This window comes from Streptomyces sp. NPDC101152 (genome assembly GCF_044768275.1).
In the GTDB taxonomy this organism is placed as follows: Bacteria; Actinomycetota; Actinomycetes; order Streptomycetales; family Streptomycetaceae; genus Streptomyces.
On the sequence record NZ_JBIWPO010000023.1, the window covers coordinates 1 to 21,938 of the forward strand.

The 21,938-nt window shown below is 71.0% G+C and carries 24 protein-coding genes; 10 read left to right on the forward strand and 14 right to left on the reverse strand.

Features of this window, described 5'->3' with window-relative positions; all coding sequences use genetic code 11:
* Nucleotides 1-325: 325 nt before the first annotated feature.
* Nucleotides 326-967, reverse strand: a complete 642-nt coding sequence (locus ACIRVK_RS26410; RefSeq protein ID WP_404251150.1) for a DNA-3-methyladenine glycosylase — start codon at nucleotides 965-967, stop codon at nucleotides 326-328.
* Between the two features lie 152 nt (nucleotides 968-1,119).
* Here ACIRVK_RS26410 and ACIRVK_RS26415 point away from each other — a divergent pair, with 152 nt between their 5' ends.
* The 3 genes from ACIRVK_RS26415 (at nucleotide 1,120) to ACIRVK_RS26425 (ending at nucleotide 3,134) form a co-directional block, all read left to right on the forward strand.
* Nucleotides 1,120-1,902: a sporulation protein gene (locus ACIRVK_RS26415; RefSeq protein ID WP_404251152.1), complete on the forward strand. Its 783-nt coding sequence runs from the start codon at nucleotides 1,120-1,122 to the stop codon at nucleotides 1,900-1,902.
* A gap of 42 nt (nucleotides 1,903-1,944) precedes the next feature.
* Complete coding sequence (locus ACIRVK_RS26420; protein ID WP_404251154.1) at nucleotides 1,945-2,484, forward strand: YbhB/YbcL family Raf kinase inhibitor-like protein; 540 nt, start codon at nucleotides 1,945-1,947, stop codon at nucleotides 2,482-2,484.
* Nucleotides 2,485-2,627: 143 nt separating this feature from the next.
* A complete protein-coding gene (locus tag ACIRVK_RS26425) occupies nucleotides 2,628-3,134 on the forward strand; it encodes an HNH endonuclease (protein ID WP_404251156.1) in 507 nt (168 codons plus the stop codon).
* Nucleotides 3,135-3,195: 61 nt separating this feature from the next.
* Here ACIRVK_RS26425 and ACIRVK_RS26430 read toward each other — a convergent pair whose 3' ends face one another.
* The 3 genes from ACIRVK_RS26430 to ACIRVK_RS26440 all read right to left on the reverse strand — a co-directional run bounded on the left by ACIRVK_RS26430 (nucleotide 3,196) and on the right by ACIRVK_RS26440 (nucleotide 5,578).
* On the reverse strand, nucleotides 3,196-4,140 hold the full coding sequence (locus tag ACIRVK_RS26430; RefSeq protein WP_404251158.1) for an SPFH domain-containing protein: 945 nt from the start codon (nucleotides 4,138-4,140) through the stop codon (nucleotides 3,196-3,198).
* Between the two features lie 131 nt (nucleotides 4,141-4,271).
* Entirely contained in the window at nucleotides 4,272-4,706 is a 435-nt protein-coding gene (locus tag ACIRVK_RS26435; protein WP_404251160.1) for an NfeD family protein, read from the reverse strand.
* A 74-nt stretch (nucleotides 4,707-4,780) separates the two neighbouring features.
* Nucleotides 4,781-5,578 (reverse strand): ABC transporter ATP-binding protein, encoded by a 798-nt coding sequence (locus tag ACIRVK_RS26440; protein WP_404251162.1) that lies wholly within the window; start codon nucleotides 5,576-5,578, stop codon nucleotides 4,781-4,783.
* A 136-nt stretch (nucleotides 5,579-5,714) separates the two neighbouring features.
* On the opposite strand from ACIRVK_RS26440, the gene ACIRVK_RS26445 reads away from it, so the two are divergent.
* A complete protein-coding gene (locus ACIRVK_RS26445; protein WP_404251164.1) occupies nucleotides 5,715-6,503 on the forward strand; it encodes a hypothetical protein in 789 nt (262 codons plus the stop codon).
* Nucleotides 6,504-6,512: 9 nt separating this feature from the next.
* Here ACIRVK_RS26445 and ACIRVK_RS26450 read toward each other — a convergent pair whose 3' ends face one another.
* From ACIRVK_RS26450 to ACIRVK_RS26465, 4 genes are all read right to left on the reverse strand, one after another.
* Complete coding sequence (locus ACIRVK_RS26450) at nucleotides 6,513-6,728, reverse strand: chaplin family protein (RefSeq protein ID WP_404251166.1); 216 nt, start codon at nucleotides 6,726-6,728, stop codon at nucleotides 6,513-6,515.
* A 98-nt stretch (nucleotides 6,729-6,826) separates the two neighbouring features.
* Nucleotides 6,827-7,069 (reverse strand): chaplin ChpE, encoded by a 243-nt coding sequence (chpE, locus tag ACIRVK_RS26455; protein WP_404251168.1) that lies wholly within the window; start codon nucleotides 7,067-7,069, stop codon nucleotides 6,827-6,829.
* 168 nt (nucleotides 7,070-7,237) lie between these two features.
* Nucleotides 7,238-7,879 carry a response regulator gene (locus tag ACIRVK_RS26460; protein ID WP_404251170.1) on the reverse strand — a complete coding sequence of 214 codons (642 nt, stop codon included), beginning with the start codon at nucleotides 7,877-7,879 and terminating at the stop codon, nucleotides 7,238-7,240.
* Nucleotides 7,872-9,020, reverse strand: coding sequence for a GAF domain-containing sensor histidine kinase (locus ACIRVK_RS26465; RefSeq protein ID WP_404251172.1), 1,149 nt, complete (start codon nucleotides 9,018-9,020; stop codon nucleotides 7,872-7,874). The genes ACIRVK_RS26460 and ACIRVK_RS26465 overlap by 8 nt, the downstream gene beginning before the upstream one ends.
* 225 nt (nucleotides 9,021-9,245) lie before the next feature.
* On the opposite strand from ACIRVK_RS26465, the gene ACIRVK_RS26470 reads away from it, so the two are divergent.
* The 3 genes from ACIRVK_RS26470 (at nucleotide 9,246) to ACIRVK_RS26480 (ending at nucleotide 12,078) form a co-directional block, all read left to right on the forward strand.
* Nucleotides 9,246-9,944 carry an SDR family NAD(P)-dependent oxidoreductase gene (locus tag ACIRVK_RS26470; RefSeq protein ID WP_404251174.1) on the forward strand — a complete coding sequence of 233 codons (699 nt, stop codon included), beginning with the start codon at nucleotides 9,246-9,248 and terminating at the stop codon, nucleotides 9,942-9,944.
* Nucleotides 9,941-11,020: an S-adenosylmethionine:tRNA ribosyltransferase-isomerase gene (locus tag ACIRVK_RS26475; RefSeq protein WP_404251176.1), complete on the forward strand. Its 1,080-nt coding sequence runs from the start codon at nucleotides 9,941-9,943 to the stop codon at nucleotides 11,018-11,020. The genes ACIRVK_RS26470 and ACIRVK_RS26475 overlap by 4 nt, the downstream gene beginning before the upstream one ends.
* A gap of 305 nt (nucleotides 11,021-11,325) precedes the next feature.
* Nucleotides 11,326-12,078, forward strand: a complete 753-nt coding sequence (locus tag ACIRVK_RS26480; protein ID WP_404251178.1) for a transglycosylase SLT domain-containing protein — start codon at nucleotides 11,326-11,328, stop codon at nucleotides 12,076-12,078.
* Nucleotides 12,079-12,169: 91 nt separating this feature from the next.
* Here the strand turns inward: ACIRVK_RS26480 and ACIRVK_RS26485 are convergent, their stop codons facing one another.
* A complete protein-coding gene (locus ACIRVK_RS26485) occupies nucleotides 12,170-14,686 on the reverse strand; it encodes an FHA domain-containing protein (protein WP_404251180.1) in 2,517 nt (838 codons plus the stop codon).
* Nucleotides 14,687-14,925: 239 nt separating this feature from the next.
* Between ACIRVK_RS26485 and ACIRVK_RS26490 the strand changes: the two genes are divergently transcribed.
* Together ACIRVK_RS26490 and serB are read left to right on the forward strand one after the other, a co-directional pair.
* Nucleotides 14,926-16,713: a streptophobe family protein gene (locus tag ACIRVK_RS26490; protein ID WP_404251182.1), complete on the forward strand. Its 1,788-nt coding sequence runs from the start codon at nucleotides 14,926-14,928 to the stop codon at nucleotides 16,711-16,713.
* Nucleotides 16,714-16,962: 249 nt separating this feature from the next.
* A complete protein-coding gene (gene serB / locus ACIRVK_RS26495) occupies nucleotides 16,963-18,189 on the forward strand; it encodes a phosphoserine phosphatase SerB (RefSeq protein ID WP_404251184.1) in 1,227 nt (408 codons plus the stop codon).
* Nucleotides 18,190-18,266: 77 nt separating this feature from the next.
* Here the strand turns inward: serB and ACIRVK_RS26500 are convergent, their stop codons facing one another.
* From ACIRVK_RS26500 to ACIRVK_RS26515, 4 genes are all read right to left on the reverse strand, one after another.
* Entirely contained in the window at nucleotides 18,267-18,785 is a 519-nt protein-coding gene (locus ACIRVK_RS26500) for a SixA phosphatase family protein (protein ID WP_404251186.1), read from the reverse strand.
* Nucleotides 18,786-18,850: 65 nt separating this feature from the next.
* Complete coding sequence (locus tag ACIRVK_RS26505) at nucleotides 18,851-19,054, reverse strand: hypothetical protein (RefSeq protein ID WP_404251188.1); 204 nt, start codon at nucleotides 19,052-19,054, stop codon at nucleotides 18,851-18,853.
* A gap of 193 nt (nucleotides 19,055-19,247) precedes the next feature.
* Nucleotides 19,248-19,364, reverse strand: coding sequence for an SGM_5486 family transporter-associated protein (locus ACIRVK_RS26510; RefSeq protein WP_404251190.1), 117 nt, complete (start codon nucleotides 19,362-19,364; stop codon nucleotides 19,248-19,250).
* A gap of 49 nt (nucleotides 19,365-19,413) precedes the next feature.
* On the reverse strand, nucleotides 19,414-20,712 hold the full coding sequence (locus ACIRVK_RS26515) for a CynX/NimT family MFS transporter (RefSeq protein WP_404251192.1): 1,299 nt from the start codon (nucleotides 20,710-20,712) through the stop codon (nucleotides 19,414-19,416).
* Nucleotides 20,713-20,782: 70 nt separating this feature from the next.
* Between ACIRVK_RS26515 and ACIRVK_RS26520 the strand changes: the two genes are divergently transcribed.
* The gene (locus tag ACIRVK_RS26520; protein ID WP_404251194.1) at nucleotides 20,783-21,472 is read left to right on the forward strand and encodes a FadR/GntR family transcriptional regulator; all 690 of its coding nucleotides are present in this window, start codon (nucleotides 20,783-20,785) and stop codon (nucleotides 21,470-21,472) included.
* Here ACIRVK_RS26520 and ACIRVK_RS26525 read toward each other — a convergent pair.
* On the reverse strand, nucleotides 21,453-21,794 hold the full coding sequence (locus ACIRVK_RS26525) for a hypothetical protein (RefSeq protein ID WP_404251196.1): 342 nt from the start codon (nucleotides 21,792-21,794) through the stop codon (nucleotides 21,453-21,455). The two genes, ACIRVK_RS26520 and ACIRVK_RS26525, sit on opposite strands and share 20 nt — an antisense overlap.
* Nucleotides 21,795-21,938: the final 144 nt, after the last annotated feature.

The window sequence follows — 21,938 nt, forward strand, 5'->3', positions numbered from 1 at the left end:
CTCAAGGAACGGACGCTTCCTTCGTACTCACCCTCTCGGGCTTTCCTCCGGGCGCTTCCCTTCGGTCTTGCGTTTCCGACTCTATCAGATCCTTTCGGCGTCTGATTCCCTGTCGGCGGGGCCTTTCGACGTTCACTACGTTAGCCGATTCCTCCGAGAACTCGTAATCGAGTTCCGCGAGTTCGAATTCGGGCATGCTGACATGACGAATTCGACCCCGTTGAGGGAGTGATCGTAAGTAGTGGTTTGGCCGCTTCCGGCTGCTGGCGATCGCCGTACCCGGTTCAAGCGGCTCGGGCTACATTACGCACCTTCCAAGAGCGAGTCAACTTCGGCGGCGCCTGGGCGCGTGGGCCCGATAGGGGCTCACCGTCGGGTCGTTGGCGACCCAGAAGCGCCAGGGGTGGACGCCCCCTTCACCGGCCACACCGGTGCGTGGACCGTTCAGTACCTGGCCGGAGGGGACCGGGCTGCCCGTGAGCATGCGCAGGGGGGTCTCGTTGGCGCTGCAGGTGTCCGTGCCGTCGAGGCTGCGGTCCACCCCCAGGGCCGTGGCCAGGCGTGCCGGGCCTTTGGCCAGTTCTCGGTCGTTCCGGGCCGAAAGTCGACGTTTACGAGCGAGCTCGACGCCTTCGATCACCTCGCCGGCCCGCAGCAGGACCGCGCTCGCCCTGCCCTCGGGACCGCAGACGAGGTTCATGCAGAACCACATGCCGTAGGTGAAGTAGACGTACACATGGCCGGGCGGACCGAACATCACGTCGTTGCGGGGCGTGCGGCCGCGATAGGCGTGGGAGCCGGGGTCGTTCGGGCCGTCGTACGCCTCGACCTCCGTCAGGCGCAGGGCCATCGGGCCGTCGGGGGTGGTGCGCACAAGGACGCGACCCAGGAGGTCGGGGGCGACTTCCAGGACGGGGCGGTCGAAGAACTCCCTGGGGAGGGGCGTACGGTCCGGGGACACGATCATGGCGTCCGAGCGTAGTCCAGGCGGGTGGATGCCAAGGGGTGGTCAAGAATTCCCCTTCTTGCCAGGGTGTGGGGCGGAACCGGGGGCGGTCGGATCGCGTTGGTAGTGATCAAGGGCCCGCTCGTTCGGCACGTACAGGTAGAGGGAGAGACATGGCGTTCAAGAAGCTGCTCGCGAGTCTGGGGGCCGGCGGGGCTTCGGTCGAGACGGTGCTGACCGAGGTCAACGTCGTTCCGGGTGGCGTGGTCCAGGGGGAGGTGCGGATCCAGGGCGGCTCCGTGAACCAGGACGTCGAGGGGCTGTCCGTCGGGCTGCAGGCCAAGGTCGAGGTGGAGAGCGGCGACGAGGAGTACAAGCAGAACATCGAGTTCACCAAGGTGCGGCTCGGTGGGGCCTTCGAGCTGCAGGCCGGAGCTGTGCACGCGGTGCCGTTCGGGCTGGAGATCCCGTGGGAGACGCCGGTCACGATGATCGACGGGCAGGCGCTGCGCGGGATGCACATCGGGGTGACGACGGAGCTGGCGATCGCACGGGCCGTGGACTCCGGCGACCTCGACCCGATCAACGTGCACCCGCTGCCCGCGCAGAAGGCGATCCTGGACGCCTTCATCCAGCTGGGCTTCCGGTTCAAGAACGCGGACATGGAGCGCGGTCACATCCGGGGGACACGGCAGCGGCTGCCGTTCTACCAGGAGATCGAGTTCTATCCGCCGTCCCAGTACCGGGGACTGAACCAGGTCGAGCTGAGCTTCGTGGCCGACGAGCACGCGATGGACGTCGTCCTGGAGATGGACAAGAAGCCGGGGCTGTTCAGCGAGGGCAGTGACACCTACCGGTCCTTCCAGGTGGGTCTGCACGACTTCCACGGGACCGACTGGGCGGCGTACCTGAACCAGTGGCTGTCCGAGGTCGGCAGCAAGCGGAACTGGTTCTAGGCTCGGAACTGCTGGTTCCGTCATAGATCAGGAGGTACCGAGGTGTCCGAGCTCAAGCGGCGGCCTCTCCCCCATGACTTCCACCCGCCCGTGCCGGCGTTCACGGTGACGAGCGAGGACGTCCAGGAGGGCGCCACGCTCAAGGACGCTCAGGTCTACGCGGGCGGGAACACCTCGCCGCACTTGCGGTGGGAGGGCTTCCCCGCCGAGACCAAGAGCTTCGCCGTGACCTGCTACGACCCGGACGCCCCCACGGGCAGCGGGTTCTGGCACTGGGTGGTGTTCGACATCCCGGCCTCGGTGACCGAGCTGCCGGCGAGCGCGGGCAGCGGCAAGTTCGAGGGACTGCCCGAGGGCGCGATCCAGGTGCGTAACGACTACGGGTCCCGGGACTTCGGCGGGGCCGCTCCGCCTCCCGGGGACGGACCGCACCGGTACGTGTTCACGGTGTACGCCGTGGACCAGGAGAAGCTCGGTCCGGACGCGGACGTCACCCCGGCTGTCGTCGGCTTCAACCTGCGTTTCCACGCCATCGCGCGTGCCCAGCTCATCGGTGAGTTCGAGGTGCCCGCCGAAGACTGACGTTCATGGAACGTTTGCCCGCCTCTGGTCTTGGAATTGATCAGGGGCGGGCATTTTTTATTGCGTTGTCCATCTCGGCGTGCCCGGCCAGAGTTGATCCAAGCCCGCCAGGGGGTGGGCCGACTGCACGGGAGGTGGGCTGGATGCGGGAGACGCTGGTACTGAACGCGAGCTTCGAGCCGCTGTCGACGGTGACGTTGAATCGGGCCGTCGTTCTGGTGCTGCAGGACAAGGCTGTTGTCGAGCAGGCCCACCCCGAACTGCGCATGCGGGGAGCCGCGGTGGACATACCCGCGCCCCGTGTGATCAGGCTGTGCAGATACGTACGGGTGCCGTTCCGAAGACAAGCGCCGTGGTCGAGGCGGGGTGTGCTGGTGCGGGACCGGCACAGGTGCGCGTACTGCGGCAGGCGTGCGACGACGGTGGACCACGTGGTGCCCCGGGCGCAGGGTGGGCGGGACTCGTGGCTGAACACGGTGGCCTCCTGCGCGGAGGACAATCACCGTAAGGCGGACCGGACTCCGGAGCAGGCGGGTATGCCGTTGCTGCGGCAGCCGTTCGAGCCCTCGCCGCAGGACGCGATGCTGTTGGCGCTGGGGGCCGATGACTTCGAGGCGCTGCCCGACTGGTTGGCGCTGAACGCGGCGTAGCGGGTACGACAGCGGGGCCCGCCTCCTGAGGGAGGCGGGCCCCGCTGTCGTGTCGGCGGAGTCAGTCTATCGACGGCTTCTCGCGGCGTTCGGTGGCCTTCTCGGTGCCGCCTCCGCCCGAACCGCCCGCCATGGGGCCGAAGTTGCCCATGGCGCCGGACAGGCCCTTGAGGGCGTCGCCGATCTCGCTGGGGACGATCCAGAGCTTGTTGGCGTCGCCCTCGGCGATCTTCGGGAGCATCTGGAGGTACTGGTAGCTGAGGAGCTTCTGGTCCGGGTCGCCGGCGTGGATCGCCTCGAAGACGGTGCGGACCGCCTGGGCCTCGCCCTCGGCGCGCAGGGCGGCGGCCTTGGCCTCACCCTCGGCGCGCAGGATCTGGGACTGCTTCTCGCCCTCGGCGGTGAGGATGGCGGCCTGGCGCGTACCTTCGGCGGTGAGGATCGCGGCGCGCTTGTCACGGTCGGCGCGCATCTGCTTCTCCATCGAGTCCTGGATGGAGGTGGGCGGTTCGATGGCCTTGAGCTCGACGCGGTTGACGCGGATGCCCCACTTGCCGGTGGCCTCGTCGAGGACACCGCGCAGGGCCGCGTTGATCTCCTCGCGGGAGGTCAGGGTGCGCTCGAGGTCCATGCCACCGATGATGTTGCGGAGCGTGGTGACGGTGAGCTGCTCGATGGCCTGGATGTAGCTGGCGACCTCGTAGGTGGCCGCGCGGGCGTCGGTGACCTGGTAGTAGATGACCGTGTCGATGTTGACGACCAGGTTGTCCTGTGTGATCACCGGCTGCGGCGGGAACGGTACGACCTGTTCGCGCAGGTCGATGCGGTTGCGGATGGTGTCGATGAACGGGACGACGATGTTGAGGCCCGCGTTCAGCGTCCGCGTATAGCGGCCGAAGCGCTCGACGATGGCGGCGCTGGCCTGCGGGATGACCTGGATTGTCCTGATCAGGGCGATGAAGACCAACACCACCAGAATGATCAGGACGATGATGACCGGTTCCATCGTCGTTCCCCGTACCCTTCTCCGCCTCGGCGCTCTCGGAAGATCTTATGCTTGTTGAAGATCTTGCTGGTCGAGTCTGACAGACCGTCGTGCAACTCGGGAGCTGTTCGGTTCAGTTGAGTCGTACGAGGTCAGATGACGATCGCGGTCGCCCCCTCGATCTCCACGACGTCCACTTCCTGGCCTACTTCGTAGGTGCGTTCGGTGTCGAGGGAGCGGGCCGACCAGATCTCTCCGGCCAGTTTGATGCGGCCGTTTCCGGAGCCGTCGACGCGTTCGAGGACGACGGCCTGTTTGCCCTTCAACGCGTCGACCCCGGTGGCTAGTTGGGGACGCTGCTTGCCGTGCCGTACGGCGATGGGCCGGACGACCGCGATCAGGGCGACGGAGACGACGACGAAGGTGAGGACCTGGGCCACGGTGCCGAAGCCCAGTCCGGCGAAGACCGAGGCGGCGACGGCGCCCACGGCGAGCATGCCGAACTCCGGCATCGCCGTTACCACGAGCGGGATTCCGAGCGCGGCTGCGCCGACCAGCCACCACACCCAGGCGTCGATGTCGTTCACATGGTCATGGTATGACCGCCGGTCGGTTCACCGACAGGGCGCAAAAGCCCGTAACCGGCTTCTCGCAGGGGCGCTCAGGACAGCGGCAGGCCGTGGGCCGTCCAGCGGTCGCCGACCTGCTCGACGACGAGCGGGAGGCCGAAGCACAGGGAGAGGTTGCGGGAGCTGAGTTCGAGCTCCAGGGGGCCGGCGGTGAGGACCTTGCCCTGACGGATCATCAGGACGTGGGTGAAGCCGGGGGCGATCTCCTCTACGTGGTGGGTGACCATCAGCATCGAGGGGGCGATCGGGTCGCGGGCGAGGCGGCCGAGGCGGCGGACGAGGTCCTCGCGTCCGCCGAGGTCGAGGCCGGCGGCGGGTTCGTCGAGCAGGAGCAGCTCGGGGTCGGTCATCAGGGCGCGGGCGATGAGGGTGCGCTTGCGCTCGCCCTCGGAGAGGGTGCCGAACTTGCGGTCCACGTACTCCGTCATGCCGAGGCGGTCGAGGAAGGCGCGGGCGCGCTGCTCGTCGATGTCCTCGTACTCCTCCTGCCAGCCGGCGGTCATGCCGTAGGCGGCGGTCAGGACGGTCTGCAGGACGGTCTGGCGCTTGGGGAGCTTGTCGGCCATGGCGATGCCGGCCATGCCGATGCGGGGGCGCAGTTCGAAGACGTCGGTGCCGGGCCTGCCGAGGGTCTCGCCGAGGATGGTCGCGGTGCCCTTGCTGGGGTAGAGGTAGCTGGAGGCGACGTTGAGGAGGGTGGTCTTGCCGGCTCCGTTGGGGCCGAGGATGACCCAGCGCTCGCCCTCCTTGACCGACCAGGAGACCTCCTCCACCAGAGCCCGGCCCTCGCGGACCACGGATACGTCCTCCAGCTCCAGAACATCGCTCATGAGCGCGTTGTCTCCCCTTGCAGTGTGACCGGTCTCGGCATCGGCGGTCGCGGGCGCCTGCGGGCGCCGCCCTCGAAGAAATCTACGCCACCGGTCGGCCGCTCCATTCCATCGGTCCGGTCCTTAGGGTGGACGCATGCTCTCGGAACCACGTTCAGGACGCCTCGCGGCTTGGGGGAACGCCCTTTTGGCCGGACTTGTCTCACCGGACGACGCGGTGCTCGCGATCGTCGGGGAGGATGCCGTGCACCGGATGGAGGGCCTGCCCGGCGAGTCGGGCCAGGTCGGGCTCACCCTCGCGCTGGGGCGGTTGCGGGTGCTGGGGGTGGCGGGGCTCAGGGTCGCGCTGCCCGCGCCCGGGCATCCGCTGGGGCTGAGCGGTCCGCCGGAGTTCAACGCGCGGGCGCTGGAGGCGGAGGAGGCGGTGATCTGCCACGGCGCCGCGCTGGGGCTGGTCCCGGAGGTGTTCGAGGCCGGGCCCGACGGCGACAGGCATGTCGAGGTGCTCTGGCGCTGTCTGCCGGTGCGGGAGGCGCCGCCCGCGGACGTGCCGTCGCTGGGCGAGGCCGAGCGGGAGCTGGCGGAGGCGCTGCGGGAGGCGACCGAGGTTCTGTCCCGGTTGGACGTCGCCGCGTCGGGGCCTGTGGCGGAGGCGGCGATCGACGCGTACCGGGCGCGGGCCGAGCGGGGGCGGGGGGTGCTGGCGCCGGGGTACCCGCCGCGGGCGGTGCGGGTGCTGGAGCTGGCCCAGCGGGTGGGCCTGCTGGTGTCCCTCGCGGAGGAGAACGGGCACGGGGGCGCGGTGAGTGCCGGGGAGATGGGCGCCAGGGCCGCCGCGTTGCGGCCGGTGGAGCGGACGGCACGGCGGGCGCAGGTGGCCGCGTACAACGCGTATGTGGAGGAGCGGGAGCGGGGGGTGCGCTGAGCGCACCCGTCAGCTGTTGGCGCCCTTGTCGCCGAACGCGGGGTTGAGCAAGGCGATCAGGTTCGCGGTGTTGCCGACCACGTTGACGGGGACCTGGACCGGGACCTGGACGACGTTGCCCGAGCCGACGCCCGGCGACTTCACGGCCGCGCCGTCGGCCTGCGAGCCGGCGACAGCGGCGTCGGCGGAAGCGCCAGCGACGATACCGGCGACGGTGACGGCCACGGCGGCCTTCCTGGCGATGTGCCAGTCGGACGAAAAACTGACCGGCCTCCCGGGAGCTTCCGGGAGGCCGGAGGTCACCGACCGCCGGGCAGCGGACGTCAGCGGTTGACGCCCAGGTTGCCGAAGGCGGGGTTGAGCACGCCGATGACGTTCACGCTGTTGCCGACCGCGTTCACCGGGATGTGCACCGGGGCCTGGACGAGGTTGCCCGAGACGACGCCCGGGGAGCCCACGGCCTGGCCGTCGGCGTGCGCGTCGGTGGCGGAGGCCATCCCGGCACCGGCGGCGATCAGACCGCCGGCCACCATCGTCACGGCCGCTGCCTTCTTCAGGTTCTTCACTTCTGAGCCCTCCTAGCGATTGCCGCGGCAGTCGCCGCGGCACGCACTGGAGAACGGCGGAGATCCACGAAGGATGCGCCATCCGGGGGACATTCCCACGACGGTATGAATCTCAGTCCGGACCAAAACCCTCCGTATTGCCGACCGTGACACCCTGCTCAGAGCGTTTCAGCCGGTCACGCCATGGCGTACGGCCCACAGGGCGGCCTGGGTGCGGTCCGCGAGGTCGAGTTTCATCAGGATGTTCGAGACGTGGGTCTTGACGGTCTTTTCGGACAGGACGAGGGCGCGGGCGATCTCCCGGTTGGAGCGGCCGTCCGCTATCAGGCCGAGCACCTCCCGCTCCCGCTCGGTGAGCGAGCCCGCCCTGCCCTGGCCGGAGTTGGCCTCCTCCTGGGACAACAGGGCGCCGGCGACCTCGGGTTGGAGCAGGATGTGCCCGGCGTGCACGGAGCGGATGGCGCCGGCGAGGGCGTCGGGGTCCACGTCCTTGTAGACGTACCCGGCGGCTCCGGCGCGCAGGGCCGGGACGACCGTGCGCTGCTCGGTGAAGCTGGTGACGATCAGCACGCGCGCGGGGTTGTCCAGTTCGCGAAGTCTGCGCAGGGCGTCCACGCCGTCCATGCCCGGCATCTTGACGTCCATGAGGACCACGTCGGGTTTCAGCTGCTCGGCGCGCTCGACTCCCTCGGCGCCGTCGGCGGCCTCGCCCACGACCTCGATGTCGTCCTGCACCTCGAGGAAGGTGCGCAGACCGCGGCGGACCACCTGGTGGTCGTCGACGAGCAGCACCCTGATTGCGTCAGCCACCGGGGACCTCCATCTCGATCGTTGTGCCCTTTCCGGGCGCCGATTCCACGGTCAGCGTGCCGCCGACCCCGCTCGCACGGTCACGCATGGACACCAGGCCGAGATGGCGTCCGGCCCGCCGTACGGCTCTGGGGTCGAAGCCGGTGCCGTCGTCGGTGATCCGCAGCACCGTGCCGGCGCCGCGCCGGGCCAGGGTCACGTGCACGGCCTGGGCCGCGGAGTGCCGCAGGGCGTTGTGCAGCGCCTCCTGGGCGACCCGCAGAACGGCCTCCTCCTGGGCCGAGGGCAGGGCGCGCACGCCGTGGCTGTCGAAGGTCACGCGCGCGCTGTGGGCGCGGTCGAGGACCTGCACGTGGGTGCGCAGCGTGGCGACGAGGCCGTCCTCGTCGAGGCCGGCGGGGCGCAACTCGACGACGGCGGCCCGCAGTTCGTCGGCGGCCTCGGCGGCGAGCGCGGCCACCTGCTGCAGTTCTCCCTTGGCGCGGGCCGGGTCGCGGTCGACGAGGGCGGCGGCGGCCTGGGCGGTCAGCCGCAGGGAGAAGAGCTTCTGGCTGACGGCGTCGTGCAGTTCGTGCGCGAGGCGGGAGCGTTCCTCGGCGATGGTCAGTTCGCGGCTGCGCTCGTAGAGGCGGGCGTTGGTGAGGGCGATCGCGGCGTGCTGGGCGAGGAGGGCGAGCAGGTCCTCGTCCTCCTCGGTGAAGCGGCAACCGCCGTCGGGCTTGGGGCAGTTCTGCTTGTTGGCGAGGAACAGGGCGCCGATGACCTCGTCGCCGTCCCGGATGGGCAGGCCGAGGAAGTCGGACATCTCGGGGTGGGCGGACGGCCAGCCCTCGAAGCGGGGGTCCTCGCGAACGTCGGCGAGGCGCTCCGGCTTGGCGTCGTGCAGCATCGCGGCGAGGATGCCGTGCTGGCGAGGGAGCGGTCCGATGGCCTTCCACTGCGCGTCGCTCATACCGTCGACGACGAACTGGGCGAAGCCTCCGTGGTCGTCGGGGACGCCGAGCGCGGCGTACTGCGCGCCGAGCAGCTCGCGGGCCGAGGCGACGATCGTCTTGAGGACGTCGCGCACCTCCAGATGCCTGCTCATGGCCAGCAGCGCGTCGCTCACCGCGGCGAGGCCGGACTGGGGCCGATGACTCATGACCTCAAGGTACCGGCGGGGTGTGACGACGGGATCGGACCTGTGGGGGCGCGGCGGGGGCCGGTGGGCCTACGACCGCAGACCTAGGTCTGCCGCCCTGGGTCCGCGGCTTAGGGCGAAGGGACCCGCCGTTTTGGTGCCCGCGTCCGAGGCCGGCGCACGGCGCCGTTCCTAGGTTGAGGACATGCCCGTCGAAGGACGGCGACGACGAGGGGACACGGAGTCATGCCGGTAGCGATCATCACGGGGGCCTCGAAGGGGCTGGGGCGGGGGCTCGCCGAGGCCCTGGCGGCGAGGGGCTGGGATCTGGTGCTCGACGCGAGGACCGCGGAGGTTCTCCAGGAGACGGCGGCGCGGCTGGGACCGTACGGCACGCGCGTGAGGGCACTGCCCGGGGACGTCACGGACGCCCGGCACCGGGCCGAGCTCGTGGCGGCGGCCGGGCGGCTGGGCGGTGTCGACCTGCTGGTGAGCAACGCGAGCGCGCTGGGCGCCGAGCCGCTCGTACGGCTGGACGGCCTGCCCCTGGAGGGGCTGCGGCGGGCGCTGGAGGTGAACGTGGTGGCCGCGCTCGGCCTGGTCCAGGAGGCGCTGCCGCTGCTGCGGGCCGCGGCGACGGGCACGGTGATCACGATCAGCTCGGACGCGGCCGCCGAGCCCTACGAGACCTGGGGCGGGTACGGGGCGTCCAAGGCGGCCCTCGACCACCTGGCGGCCGTGCTCGGTGAGGAGGAGCCGGGCCTGCGGGTGTGGGCGGTGGATCCCGGGGACATGGCGACGGACCTGTACGCGGCGGCCGTACCGGGCGACGACGATCCGCGGCCCGACCCGGCCTCCGTGGTCCCGGCGTTCCTGCGGCTGCTGGACGAGCGGCCGGCGAGCGGGCGCTATGCGGCTCCGTCGCTGCTGGTGGAGGGGCGATGACGCTGGCCGTGCGCGTGCCTGAGGAGCTGTCGGCGCGTGTCCCGGTCGAGCAGCGTGGGCCCGGGCTCGACCGGGACGCCGTACGGCTGCTCGTGTCGCGGGGGACGGAGGTGTCGCATCACGCGTTCCGGGAGCTGCCCCGGCTGCTGCGGGCCGGGGATCTGCTCGTCGTGAACACGTCGGCCACGCTGGCCGCCGCCGTGGACGGGCGGATCGGGCACGCGCGCGTGGTGGTGCACTTCTCCACGCGCGGGGACGACGGGCGGTGGGCGGTCGAGCTGCGGGATCCGGACGGGAGGGGCAGCACGCGCGCGCGGGCGGGCGGGCCCGCGGGGACGGAGGTGCGGCTGCCCGGCGGTGCGTGCCTGGTCCTGGAGGAGCCGCTGAGTGCGCGCGGTGATCGTCTGTGGTGGGCGCGGGCGTCGGGGTCGGAGGTGGCCGGCGTGCTGCGCGTGCACGGGCGGCCCGTCCGGTACGCCTACACCGCGCGGGACCAGCCGCTGTCCGTGTACCAGACGGTGTTCGCGCTGCCGTCCGCCGACGGGGCGGGCAGCGCGGAGATGCCGAGTGCGGCCCGGCCCTTCACCGGGCGGCTGGTGGCGGAGCTGGTGAGCCGGGGTGTGTTTTTCGCGCCGGTCACGCTGCATGCCGGGGTGGCGTCCGCGGAGTCGCACGAGCCGCCGTATCCGGAGCGGTTCTCGGTGCCGGAGTCCTCGGCGCGGCTGATCAACGCGGTGAAGGCCGGACGGGGGCGGGTCGTCGCCGTGGGGACGACGGCGGTGCGGGCCGTGGAGTCGGCGGTGGGGCCGGACGGTGTCGTACGCGCGCGTGCGGGATGGACGGACCTGGTGGTGACCCCGGAGCGCGGGGTGCGGGTGGTGGACGGGCTGCTGACCGGGCTGCACGAGCCGGAGGCCTCGCATCTGCTGATGCTGGAGGCGATCGCGGGCCGGGCCGCGCTGGACCGGGGATACGACGAGGCGCTGCGCGGGCGCTATCTGTGGCACGAGTTCGGGGACGTCCATCTCATCCTCCCGCCACAGAACCCTCACACAGAGCATTGCTCTCGCAACTAGCGGTGAGAGCGTGGCCTGGTCGATGTGAGCCCGCGCATAGGGCGCAGGTCACGTACGAAGGTCGGTAGGAGAAAAGGACTGACCTCATGAGCGGGACAGATGGTCCAGTCTGCCCCGATTTGCCCTTGCCCGATCCACTACCCGGGATCGTACGTCACACCTTTGCCTCGCCATTTTGCGGCCGCTAAGAATGGCTGCCGTCGCTCAGCGCCGCGGGTTCCGCCCGCGGCGTTCGTGCGGGAAGAACCCGTGTCCCCGCCGGACGTATGAGCGACCTCCGCGCTATTCGAAGAGGTCCGTCTGCCATGCCCAAGAACATCATCACCCGCCGTCACAAGCCCGCCCTGACCCGCCACCACAAGATCGCCATCGCCGGCGTCTCCGCCCTCGGTGCGGCCGCCCTCGCGTTCTCTGCGGTGCCCAGCAACGCCTCGACGACCACCAGCGAGGCCGCGTCCTCGGCCAACGTGGCCTACAGCAGCCAGCAGATCAAGGACGTCAAGGCCAGCGTCACCGACCGGCTCGCCGTCGACTCGATCAAGGCCGAGACCGCCAAGGCGAAGGCCGAGGCGCGGGCGAAGGCCGCCGCGAAGGCCGCCGCCGACGCCGCCGCGAAGAAGAAGGCGGCCGCCGAGGCCGCGGCGAAGAAGCGGGCCGAGGACGCGCGCAAGGCCAAGGAGGCCGCCAGCCGGTCCGCCCAGCGCGCCGCCGTGAAGAAGACCGCGGCCCCCAGCTACGCGAACAACCTCGACGGCTGGATCAGGCACTCCCTCGACATCATGAAGTCCAAGGGCATCCCGGGCAGCTACAACGGCCTGTACCGCAACATCATGCGGGAGTCCTCGGGCAACCCGAACGCGATCAACAACTGGGACATCAACGCCATCAACGGCATCCCGTCGAAGGGCCTGCTGCAGGTCATCCCGCCGACGTTCACCGCATACCACGTCGCCGGCACGTCCTGGAACATCTACGACCCGGTCGCCAACATCACCGCCGCCGCGAACTACGCGGCCGCCAAGTACGGCTCGATGGACAACGTCAACAGCGCGTACTGAGGTCGGCGCGGACCTCTGTGCGTGAACGCCGAAGGGCGGCACCCCGTGACGGGTGCCGCCCTTCGCGTCGTACCGGCGCGTGGTGCCCGGACTACTTGCGCATGACCTCGGGCTCGTGGCGGCGCAGGAAGCGGGCCACGAAGAAGGCACAGATCACACCCAGGACGAGCAGCGCGACCATGTCCATGGTCCAGGCGCCGACGGTGTGCTCCCACAGCGGGTCGTTGCTCTTGCCCTTGCCGGGCGGGCTGATCTTGTTGAAGTCCAGCGTGGCACCGGCCGCGGCGACCGCCCAACGGCTCGGCATCAGGTACGAGACCTGGTTGGCGCCGATCGAGCCGTTCAGGGCGAACAGGCAGCCGGTGAACACGACCTGGATGATCGCGAACATGACCAGCAACGGCATCGTCTTCTCGGACGTCTTCACCAGCGAGGAGATGATCAGGCCGAACATCATCGAGGTGAAGCCGAGCGCCATGATCGGCAGGCAGAGCTCGATGAGCGTGGCGCTGCCGAGGACCAGGCCCTGCTTCGGGATCTCGCGGCTGGCGAAGCCGATGACGCCGACCATCAGGCCCTGCAGCACGGTGACCACGCCGAGCACGAACACCTTGGACATCAGGTAGGCCGAGCGGGACAGGCCGGTGGCGCGCTCACGCTCGTAGATGACCCGTTCCTTGATCAGCTCTCGCACCGAGTTCGCGGCGCCGGCGAAGCAGGCGCCGACCGCGAGGATCAGCAGGACCGTGGTGGCCGTGCCGTTCGGGACGGGCTGGCCGGTGGCCCGGTTGATCATCGGGTTGGGCAGCAGGCCCTTGCCGGAGTCTATGAGCAGGCTCACCGCGCCGAGGACGAGCGGCAGGATCACCGTCAGGGCCAGGAAGCCCCGGTCGGAGGCGATGACGGACACATAGCGGCGCACCAGCGTGCCGAACTGGCTGACCCAGCCCTGCGGCTTCGGCGGCTTCATCGCCTGCATCGGAGGCAGCTGTACGGACTGTGGTGCGACGGCGTCGATGTCCGCGGCGTACATCTGGTAGTGCACCGAGCCCTTCCAACGCCCGGCCCAGTCGTAGTCGCGGTAGTTCTCGAAGGCGGAGAAGACGTCGGCCCAGGTGTCGTAGCCGAAGAAGTTCAACGCCTCGTCGGGCGGGCCGAAGTAGGCGACCGCACCGCCCGGCGCCATCACCAGGAGCTTGTCGCACAGTGCCAGTTCGGCCACCGAGTGGGTGACGACGAGGACCGTGCGGCCGTCGTCGGCGAGGCCGCGCAGCAGCTGCATGACGTCGCGGTCCATGCCCGGGTCGAGGCCCGAGGTGGGCTCGTCCAGGAAGATCAGCGACGGCTTGGTCAGCAGCTCCAGGGCGACGGAGACGCGCTTGCGCTGGCCGCCGGAGAGGGAGGTGACCTTCTTCTCCTTGTGGATGTCCAGCTTCAGCTCGCGCAGCACCTCGTCGATGCGGGCCTCGCGCTCCGCGCCGGTGGTGTCGGCGGGAAAGCGCAGCTTGGCCGCGTACTTGAGGGCCTTCTTGACGGTCAGTTCCTTGTGCAGGATGTCGTCCTGCGGGACCAGACCGATGCGCTGGCGCAGCTCGGCGAACTGCTTGTACAGGTTGCGGTTGTCGTAGAGGACGTCGCCCTGGTTGGCGGGCCGGTAGCCGGTGAGCGCCTTCAGCAGCGTCGACTTGCCGGAGCCGGACGGGCCGATGACCGCGATCAGCGACTTCTCCGGGACGCCGAAGGAGACGTCCTTGAGGATCTGCTTGCCGCCGTCGACCGTGACCGTCAGATGGCGGGCCGAGAAGGACACCTCACCGGTGTCGACGAACTCCTCGAGACGGTCGCCGACGATCCGGTACGTGGAGTGGCCGACGCCCACGATGTCGGCGGGGCCGAGGAGTTGCGAACCGCCCTTGGCGATCGGCTGGCCGTTGACGTACGTGCCGTTGTGCGAGCCGAGGTCGCGGATCTCCATCCGGCCGTCGGGCGTCGAGTGGAACTCGGCGTGGTGCCGGGAGACCTGCAGGTCGGAGACGACCAACTCGTTCTCCAGGGCACGACCGATGCGCATCACGCGGCCGATGGAGAACTGGTGGAACGTGGTCGGGCTGCGGTCGCCGTAGACCGGCGGCGCCCCCGCGCCACCACCGGGGTTCTGCTGTTGCGGGACGTGCGGGGCGGCCTGCTGCGGCTGCCCCCAGGCGGCCTGCGGGACCTGCTGCTGCGGCGGGGCCTGCTGGGCCCAGCCGGGGGCCGCGCCCTGGGCGGCGTACGGCTGCTGCTGCGGCTGTGCCTGCGGTGTGGCGACGGCGGCCGCGGCGCCCGTGACGCTCACCCGCGGCCCGTCCGTCGCGTTGCCGAGGTGGACCGCCGAGCCGGGGCCGATCTCCATGCGATGGACCCGCTGCCCCTGCATGAACGTGCCGTTGGTCGAGCCGTGGTCCTCGATGACCCAACTGCGGCCCGTCCAGCTGATCGTGGCATGGCGCCAGGACACCCTGGCGTCGTCGAGCACGATATCGCCCTGCGGATCACGTCCGAGGGTGTATGACCGGGACGCGTCGAGCGTCCAGGTACGTCCATTCGATTCCAGTACGAGTTCCGGCACTCCATGCCCCACTGAGTAGTCCCCCGAGTTACCCCCATCACAGGGAGTCTAGGGATGTCGAACATCGTCGGGAACTATTTCAGGCCCGCCCCTCTGACCGAAAGTCGGGCCTTGTGAACACCACGCTCCTACGCAACCGCTGGTTCCGTTGACGGGGTTGAAAGCGACCCGGAGAGTGGTAGTCCACGCGAGGGGGACGTGCGCGGCGACCGGCCGCGCCGCGGATCGGGGGGTCTGCCATGAGCGCGTCGTCGGGTGTCGAGTCGGTCCGCGGCGGGACGAGGGTGCCGTGGGGAGACGTCGTGTTGTCCGCGATCGCCTCCGTGAGCTGGGCGTTGATCGGGATGGCGGGTACGGCGGCGCTCGGACTGCATCTGCTGCAGGCGGACTCGGCGGGTTCGCTCGGGCCGATGACCGCGGCGGTGGTGGCTCTTGGGGCGGGTGGTTCGATCTCGCCTTCGGGCGACGTGTCCGCGTTCGGTCTGAAGGGTGCGGAGGCCCATACGGCCGTCACGATCACGCCATTGGGCGTGAGTCTGGTGGGCGCGCTGCTCCTGTCGTGGTTCTTCCTACGGTCCTTGCGCTCGGCGGGCGTTGTGATCGCTCCGTCCGAACTCCTCGCGCGGGCGGGCACGGTGGTCGTGCTGTTCGTGGCGATACTGGGCGGCCTCGCCTGGGCCGGGCATGACGTCATCACGATCGACGGCGGCTCGCTGGGGCTGGACAAGCTGCCGGGCGTCGGGGGCGGGGGCGGGGGTGTGAGCATTCCGGGGCTCGGTGACCTCGGGAACATCGGCGGGCTCCTGCCCGACAACATCGGCAAACTCGTCGACGCCAAGGCGGCGGTGGGCTTCTCGGTCGACACGGCGCCGACGCTGCTGGGCGGTCTCGGCTGGTCGGCCGGCATCCTGCTGATCGCGTTGCTGGCCTCACGCCGCACTCCGTTGCCGCACGGCTGGGAGGCCGTGCACCGTGTCGTACGGCCGGCCGCGTCCGCCCTCGTCACGGTGCTGCTGGTGGCCGTGGCCGCGGGGTGCGCGGCGGCGGCGTACGCGGCGATCGGCGACACCCATCCCCGGCGGATCTTCGGAGCGGCTCTGCTGGGCGCCCCCAACGGCACGTGGCTCGGCATCCCGATCGGCCTGTTCGTCCCCTTCGACGGCAGGGCGACGGGGGTGCTGACCAAGCTTCTCCCCCACCCCTTGGACGCGTTGCTCACCTCGCGGAGCGGCCAGTCGGTGACGCTGGGCCACCTGGCCGAACTGGACGGCCGGGTGTGGCTGCTGGGGGTGGCGGCGGCCGTGATGATGCTGGTGGCGGGGGTGTTGGCGGCGGTGCGGACGCCGGTGGCCGGTGGCCCGGGGAGCGGACCCGTGGGCGCCCTCGGCTTCGCGGGGCGCTGCGCGGTGCGGTTCGGCGTCGCCACGGCGTTGACGTTGCCGCTGCTCGCGTGGCTGACGGAGGTGTCGGTGAACGCCTCGCTCGCCGTCCTGGGGTTCGACGCGTTCGGCGCCGGGATCCAACTGCACGGGAACCTCGGACTGGCTCTGCTGCTGGGTGCCCTGTGGGGTGCGGGCGCGGGGGGCACCGGGGCGCTGCTGGCGTGGGCGAGCGGGGCGGCGGGGCGGCGGGCCGCGCCATTGGCGACGGCCGCGACGGCGGGAGCGCCGGCCTTGGGCGAGCAGTACCCCCCGCACGGGCTGGAGTCGCGGCCGTCGCCGGGTACGGGGGCGCCGGGCCCGTACCGGCCCGGTTCGCCGTACCGGCCGCCGAACCCTTCCACCAACCCGTATCTGCAGGTGCCGGAGGAGTTGCGGGCGCCGCAGGACGCCCGGCCGGCGCGCCCGGAGGGCACGCGACGGCCCGAGGCCTCCGGGCGCACACAGCAGGGGCCTGAGCAGGTGCCACCGCCCGACGCGAGGCGGGACGACATGTACGGCCCACCGACGGTGGCCGGCCCCTACGACGGCCCGCCTCCACCCCCGCCCCCGCCTCCCCCACCCGGACGACCGAGGGGCGGGCGCTGAGCCGATCAGCGGGCGGAACGCGCACCCGTGGCCGCCATGCCGTCGTCGCCACCCCGCCTCCCTCGCTGGGCCAGCCCGAGGAACGGCCGCTCAGCCAGCAGGGGAACGCCCCCGGTGGAGGCTTTGCCGGTGATGCCTCCGTGGTCCGCGCGTAATGTGCGTACCACCCGGGCGTCACCCACTGTTCCGTGTCCGTCAGGCGGACCGCGGCGGCGGGCGGCACTGGGTGCCGGATACGGTGGGTGGACCATGAGCGCTTCGCAGATCCCGACGTCCGACGTGACGGCCGACGCCCCGACCCTCCTCGTCAAGATCTTCGGCAAGGACAGGCCGGGCATCACGGCCGGCCTCTTCGACACCCTCGCCGCCTACTCCGTCGACGTGGTCGACATCGAGCAGGTCGTCACCCGTGGCCGCCTCACGCTGTGCGCGCTCGTGACCCAGCCGGCCGCCTCCCTCGAGGGTGACCTGCGGGCGACCGTCCACAGCTGGGCGGAGTCCATGAAGATGCAGGCGGAGATCATCTCCGGCCGCGGCGACAACCGGCCCCGCGGCCTCGGTCGCTCCCTGGTCACCGTCCTCGGCCATCCGCTCACCGCTGAGGCGACCGCCCGGATCGCCGCGAAGATCGCTCAGGCCGGCGGCAACATCGACCGCATCTTCCGGCTCGCCAAGTATCCGGTGACCGCCGTGGAGTTCGCGGTCTCCGGCGTCGCGACCGAGCCGCTGCGCACCGCGCTGGTGACGGACGCGGCGGCACTGGGTGTCGATGTCGCGGTCGTCGCCGCCGGTCTGCACCGGCGGGCCCAGCGGCTCGTCGTCATGGACGTCGACTCGACGCTCATCCAGGACGAGGTGATCGAGCTCTTCGCCGCGCACGCCGGCTGCGAGGCCGAGGTCGCCGAGGTGACGGCCGCCGCGATGCGCGGGGAACTGGACTTCGAGCAGTCGCTGCACGCGCGCGTGGCGCTGCTGGAAGGACTCGACGTCTCGGTGGTGGACAAGGTGCGCAGTGAGGTGCGGCTGACGCCGGGGGCGCGCACGCTCATCCGTACGCTGAAGCGGCTCGGGTACCAGGTGGGTGTCGTGTCGGGCGGGTTCACCCAGGTCACCGACGACCTCAAGGAGCGGCTGGGGCTGGACTTCGCCCAGGCCAACACGCTGGAGATCGTCGACGGCAGGCTGACCGGCAAGGTCACCGGCGAGATCGTGGACCGCGCGGGCAAGGCGCGGCTGCTGCGGCGCTTCGCCGCCGAGGCGGGCGTACCGCTCGCCCAGACCGTGGCGATCGGCGACGGCGCCAATGACCTGGACATGCTCAACGCGGCCGGTCTCGGGGTCGCCTTCAACGCCAAGCCGGTGGTGCGGGAGGCGGCGCACACCGCGGTGAACGTGCCGTTCCTCGACACGGTCCTGTATCTGCTGGGCGTCACCCGCGAAGAGGTCGAGGCGGCGGACACGCACGACGAGGGCTGAACCGCCGCCGAGCGAGGACGGGCGTGGGGCCCGGCACCGATGCGGTGCCGGGCCCCACGGGCGAGGTACGGCGCGGTCTACTCGGTCGGCGCCCAGAAGTCGAGCGGCGTGGCCACCGCCGGTTCCAGGGTCTTCCAGGAGCCGTCGAAGGACAGGACGGCGAAGCCGGCGGCCGGGAAGCCGCGCCGGTTCATCCGCTCACGGCTGTCGCCCTCGGCCGAGCCGGCCAGGATCTCGGCAAGGCCCTGCACACCGGGGTTGTGGCCGATCAGGACGACGCCCTGCGCGTCCTCCGGGGTCTCGTTGAGCAGGGCGATGAGCTCGCCGGGCGAGGCCTCGTAGATCCGCTCCTCGTAGACGGTTTTCGGCCGGTGCGGGAACTCGTGGACCGCGAGCTTCCAGGTCTCCCGGGTCCGGGTCGCCGTGGAGCACAGGGCCAGGTCGAAGGGAATGCCGGTGTCGGCCAGCCTGCGGCCGGCCGCCGCGGCGTCCAGTCGGCCCCGCTCAGCGAGGGGGCGCTCATGGTCGGTCACCTGTGGCCAGTCGGCTTTCGCATGCCGGAAGAGGACGATCCTGCGGGGTTCTGCGACGCTCATGCGTCCCAGCTTCGCATGAAACAGGCCATGAGGCGCAGGGAGTTGACGGGCCGCTCAGTGGGTGCTCAGCGGGCTATGAGCTGCTGTGCCCGCTCGAAGAGGTGCGTGATCACCGGGTCGCCGGCCGCCTGCGCGCCCGTCGGGTTCAGCATCAGGGCCAGGAGCACGACGAAGGCGAGCGCCGGCAGGACGAGGGCCCACCAGGGCAGCCTGATGTCGACGCCGCCCGTGGTCGCCGGGTGGGGCCGGGTGTGCGACTGGGCCGACATGGTGCCTCCGCTGGTCTTCGAGTGGTCGGTGGTCCGCCGCTCGCGGCCACCCTTCGAAGGTACGGACGCCGGGCCCCTCAACCCATCCGGAGATCCACCCACTTGACCCTGAGAACGGCCCCCTAGGGGATGGGGGGTTAGCCCCACCCTCCGGCGGTAGCCCCACCCTCCGGCGGTCAGAGCGAGGCGGTCGTCACGGAGAGGCGATCGTCGCGACGATGGCGATGATCAGGAAGATGGCGAAGAACGAGCCGAAGACGAGCAGCATCTTCCGCTGGCCGTTCTGGGGGTTCGGGTCGAGCACTGGCATACGGCCAGTCTCGCACCCCCGGGCCGCGTCGGATCCGCCGGGGTACGGCTCAGCGCGCGGCGGCCTCGTCCTCCACCGTGCGGTCGCGGCCGGCCAGGACGCCGACCACCATCTGCGGGACCATCAGCGCGGCCATGAGCGCGATCGGCAGGCCCCAGCCGCCGCTGTGCTGGTAGAGCACGCCGACCAGCAGGGGGCCGGGGATGGAGATGAGGTAGCCGGTGCTCTGCGCGAAGGCCGACAGCTGGGCGACACCCGCGCCGGTCCGGGCCCGCATGCCGACCATCGTCAGGGCCAGCGGGAAGGCGCAGTTGGAGACGCCGAGCAGGACGGCCCAGGCCCAGGCGCCGCCGGCCGGCGCGAGGTAGAGGCCCGCGTAGCCGGCGAGTCCGCAGGCGCCGAGCACCAGCACGATCGGCCCCTGGTGGGGCAGCCGGGTGGCCACGCGGGGGATGACGAAGGCGAGCGGTACGCCCATCACCATCGTCACGGCGAGCAGCAGCCCGGCCCGGCCGACGGGCACCCCGGCGTCCCGGAAGATCTGCGCCATCCACCCCATGGTGACGTAGGCGGCGGTGGCCTGGAGCCCGAAGAACACGGCGAGCGCCCAGGCGGTACGGCTGCGGGTGATCCGCAGGGCGGGGGCGTCCACGCGCGCGTGCTCCTGCCGTACGGAGCCGGCGGACGCCGTCCCCCGGTCCCGTACGAACGGGAGCCACGGCAGGACGGCCGCCGCCGCGAGCCCCGCCCACACCACGAGGCCGGTCCGCCAGCCGCCGCCGAGGGCGTCGGTCATGGGCACCGTCACCGCGGCGGCGATCGAGGTGCCCAGGGCGAGTGCCATGGAGTACAGGCCCGTCATGGAACCCACCCGATCGGGGAACCAGCGCTTGACGATGACCGGCATCAGGACGTTGCTGACGGCGATGCCCATGAGGGCGAGCGCGCTGCCGGCCACGAAGCCGGGCGTACCGCCTGCGTACGGCCGTACGAGCAGGCCGGCGGTGATGGCGAGCATGCCCGCGCAGACGACCGCGCCGGGGCCGAAGCGGCGGGCGAGGCGCGGGGCCATGACGCCGAAGACGGCGAAGCACAGCGGGGGCACGGAGGTGAGCAGTCCGGCCACGCTGCCGCTCATGCCGAGCCCGGCGCGGACCTCCTCGAGGAGGGCGCCGAGGCTGGTGATGGCGGGGCGGAGGTTCAGTGCCGACAGGACGATGCCGATGACCAGCAGGCGTAGCGTCCACGCGCGCGTGGCGGGTCGCCGGGGTTCGCGCACGGCAGGGGTCCGGACCGTCGTCGTGGACGTCGTCGTCCGATTTTCCTCATACACCATGGGACCTATCATAGAATCATTGGATGATTGGTTGTCCATCCCCGGGACGGAAACGCCCGGACACCGCGTGCGAAGGTGTGCCATGCCTCTGAGTCATCCCCGTCGTTCCGCGTTGTCCGAGCAGGTCATCGCCGCGCTGCGGAACCAGATCACCTCGGGCGAGTGGCCCGTCGGTTCGCGCATCCCGACCGAGCCGGAACTGGTCGAGCAGCTCGGGGTGGCACGCAACACGGTCCGCGAGGCCGTGCGCGCGCTCGCGCACAACGGTCTGCTGGACATCCGCCAGGGCTCGGGCACCTATGTCGTGGCGACCAGCGAGCTGGCGGGTGTGATGCACCGCCGGTTCGCCGGCGCGGACCCGCGGCACATCGCCGAGCTGCGCTCAGCCCTGGAGTCGGCCGCGGCGCGGCTGGCGGCGCAGCGGCGCACGGAGAAGGACCTCAAGCAGCTCGACGCGCTGCTGGCGCGGCGCGAGGAGGCGTGGGAGTCGGGCGACAAGGAGGCGTTCGTGACGGCCGACGCGACCTTCCACCTCGCGGTGGTGTCCGCGTCCCACAACGAGGTGATGACCGCGATGCACGCCGACCTGGGCGAGGTGCTGATGGACTGGCTGCGCGAGGACGTCGGCGCGGACCTGACGCCGGAGGCGTTCATGGAGCACACCGGGCTGGTCGACGCGATCCGCGCGGGCGACGCGGAGGCGGCGGGCGCGGCGGCGGCGAGCTACCCGTTCCAGTGCCGACTGGGGCGGTTCACCGCTTCTGGTGGGTGATCCACACCGAGCGGACCTCCTTCCAGCACCGCCCGGTGAGCCGTACGGTCATCGCCGGCCGGGCGTCGACGGGGGCGCTGTCGGTGTCGAGGTCCCACCACCGGTCGCACTCCACGTGCAGGCTGACGCCGTCGGTCTCGGGATAGGGGTTGTGGCAGTACGCGGTCACATGGGAACCGGCGACCGTGGTACGGCACTCGGCACCGAAGAGCTCGACCGGCACGGGCCTGCTCACGCGCGCGTGGGGCGCCGCTTCGTACGGGAGGGACAGCACGAGCGCGAGGGCCGCGGTCGCTGAGGCCAGGCTGCGGGGCAGGCGCACAAGGTAACCTCCTCGGCCGTGCTGGGGAGGGGACGCGTCGGTGAACGCGTAATCCAGAGTGCGCCGTTGCGGGCCGTCGGCGCCCGGCCGGATAGGCCGAACGGGGGACGCCCCGCTCCTTGCCGGAACGGGGCGTCGACGACG

What these genes read in the sequence shown, in the direction of transcription:
- ACIRVK_RS26410 (WP_404251150.1), bottom strand. Translation starts at nt 967, where the DNA reads ATGATCGTGTCCCCGGACCGTACGCCCCTCCCCAGGGAGTTCTTCGAC.
- ACIRVK_RS26415 (WP_404251152.1), top strand. Translation starts at nt 1,120, where the DNA reads ATGGCGTTCAAGAAGCTGCTCGCGAGTCTGGGGGCCGGCGGGGCTTCG.
- ACIRVK_RS26425 (WP_404251156.1), top strand. Translation starts at nt 2,628, where the DNA reads ATGCGGGAGACGCTGGTACTGAACGCGAGCTTCGAGCCGCTGTCGACG.
- ACIRVK_RS26430 (WP_404251158.1), bottom strand. Translation starts at nt 4,140, where the DNA reads ATGGAACCGGTCATCATCGTCCTGATCATTCTGGTGGTGTTGGTCTTC.
- ACIRVK_RS26440 (WP_404251162.1), bottom strand. Translation starts at nt 5,578, where the DNA reads ATGAGCGATGTTCTGGAGCTGGAGGACGTATCCGTGGTCCGCGAGGGC.
- ACIRVK_RS26445 (WP_404251164.1), top strand. Translation starts at nt 5,715, where the DNA reads ATGCTCTCGGAACCACGTTCAGGACGCCTCGCGGCTTGGGGGAACGCC.
- ACIRVK_RS26465 (WP_404251172.1), bottom strand. Translation starts at nt 9,020, where the DNA reads ATGAGTCATCGGCCCCAGTCCGGCCTCGCCGCGGTGAGCGACGCGCTG.
- ACIRVK_RS26470 (WP_404251174.1), top strand. Translation starts at nt 9,246, where the DNA reads ATGCCGGTAGCGATCATCACGGGGGCCTCGAAGGGGCTGGGGCGGGGG.
- ACIRVK_RS26475 (WP_404251176.1), top strand. Translation starts at nt 9,941, where the DNA reads ATGACGCTGGCCGTGCGCGTGCCTGAGGAGCTGTCGGCGCGTGTCCCG.
- ACIRVK_RS26480 (WP_404251178.1), top strand. Translation starts at nt 11,326, where the DNA reads ATGCCCAAGAACATCATCACCCGCCGTCACAAGCCCGCCCTGACCCGC.
- ACIRVK_RS26490 (WP_404251182.1), top strand. Translation starts at nt 14,926, where the DNA reads ATGAGCGCGTCGTCGGGTGTCGAGTCGGTCCGCGGCGGGACGAGGGTG.
- serB (WP_404251184.1), top strand. Translation starts at nt 16,963, where the DNA reads ATGAGCGCTTCGCAGATCCCGACGTCCGACGTGACGGCCGACGCCCCG.
- ACIRVK_RS26500 (WP_404251186.1), bottom strand. Translation starts at nt 18,785, where the DNA reads ATGAGCGTCGCAGAACCCCGCAGGATCGTCCTCTTCCGGCATGCGAAA.
- ACIRVK_RS26505 (WP_404251188.1), bottom strand. Translation starts at nt 19,054, where the DNA reads ATGTCGGCCCAGTCGCACACCCGGCCCCACCCGGCGACCACGGGCGGC.
- ACIRVK_RS26510 (WP_404251190.1), bottom strand. Translation starts at nt 19,364, where the DNA reads ATGCCAGTGCTCGACCCGAACCCCCAGAACGGCCAGCGGAAGATGCTG.
- ACIRVK_RS26515 (WP_404251192.1), bottom strand. Translation starts at nt 20,712, where the DNA reads ATGATAGGTCCCATGGTGTATGAGGAAAATCGGACGACGACGTCCACG.
- ACIRVK_RS26520 (WP_404251194.1), top strand. Translation starts at nt 20,783, where the DNA reads ATGCCTCTGAGTCATCCCCGTCGTTCCGCGTTGTCCGAGCAGGTCATC.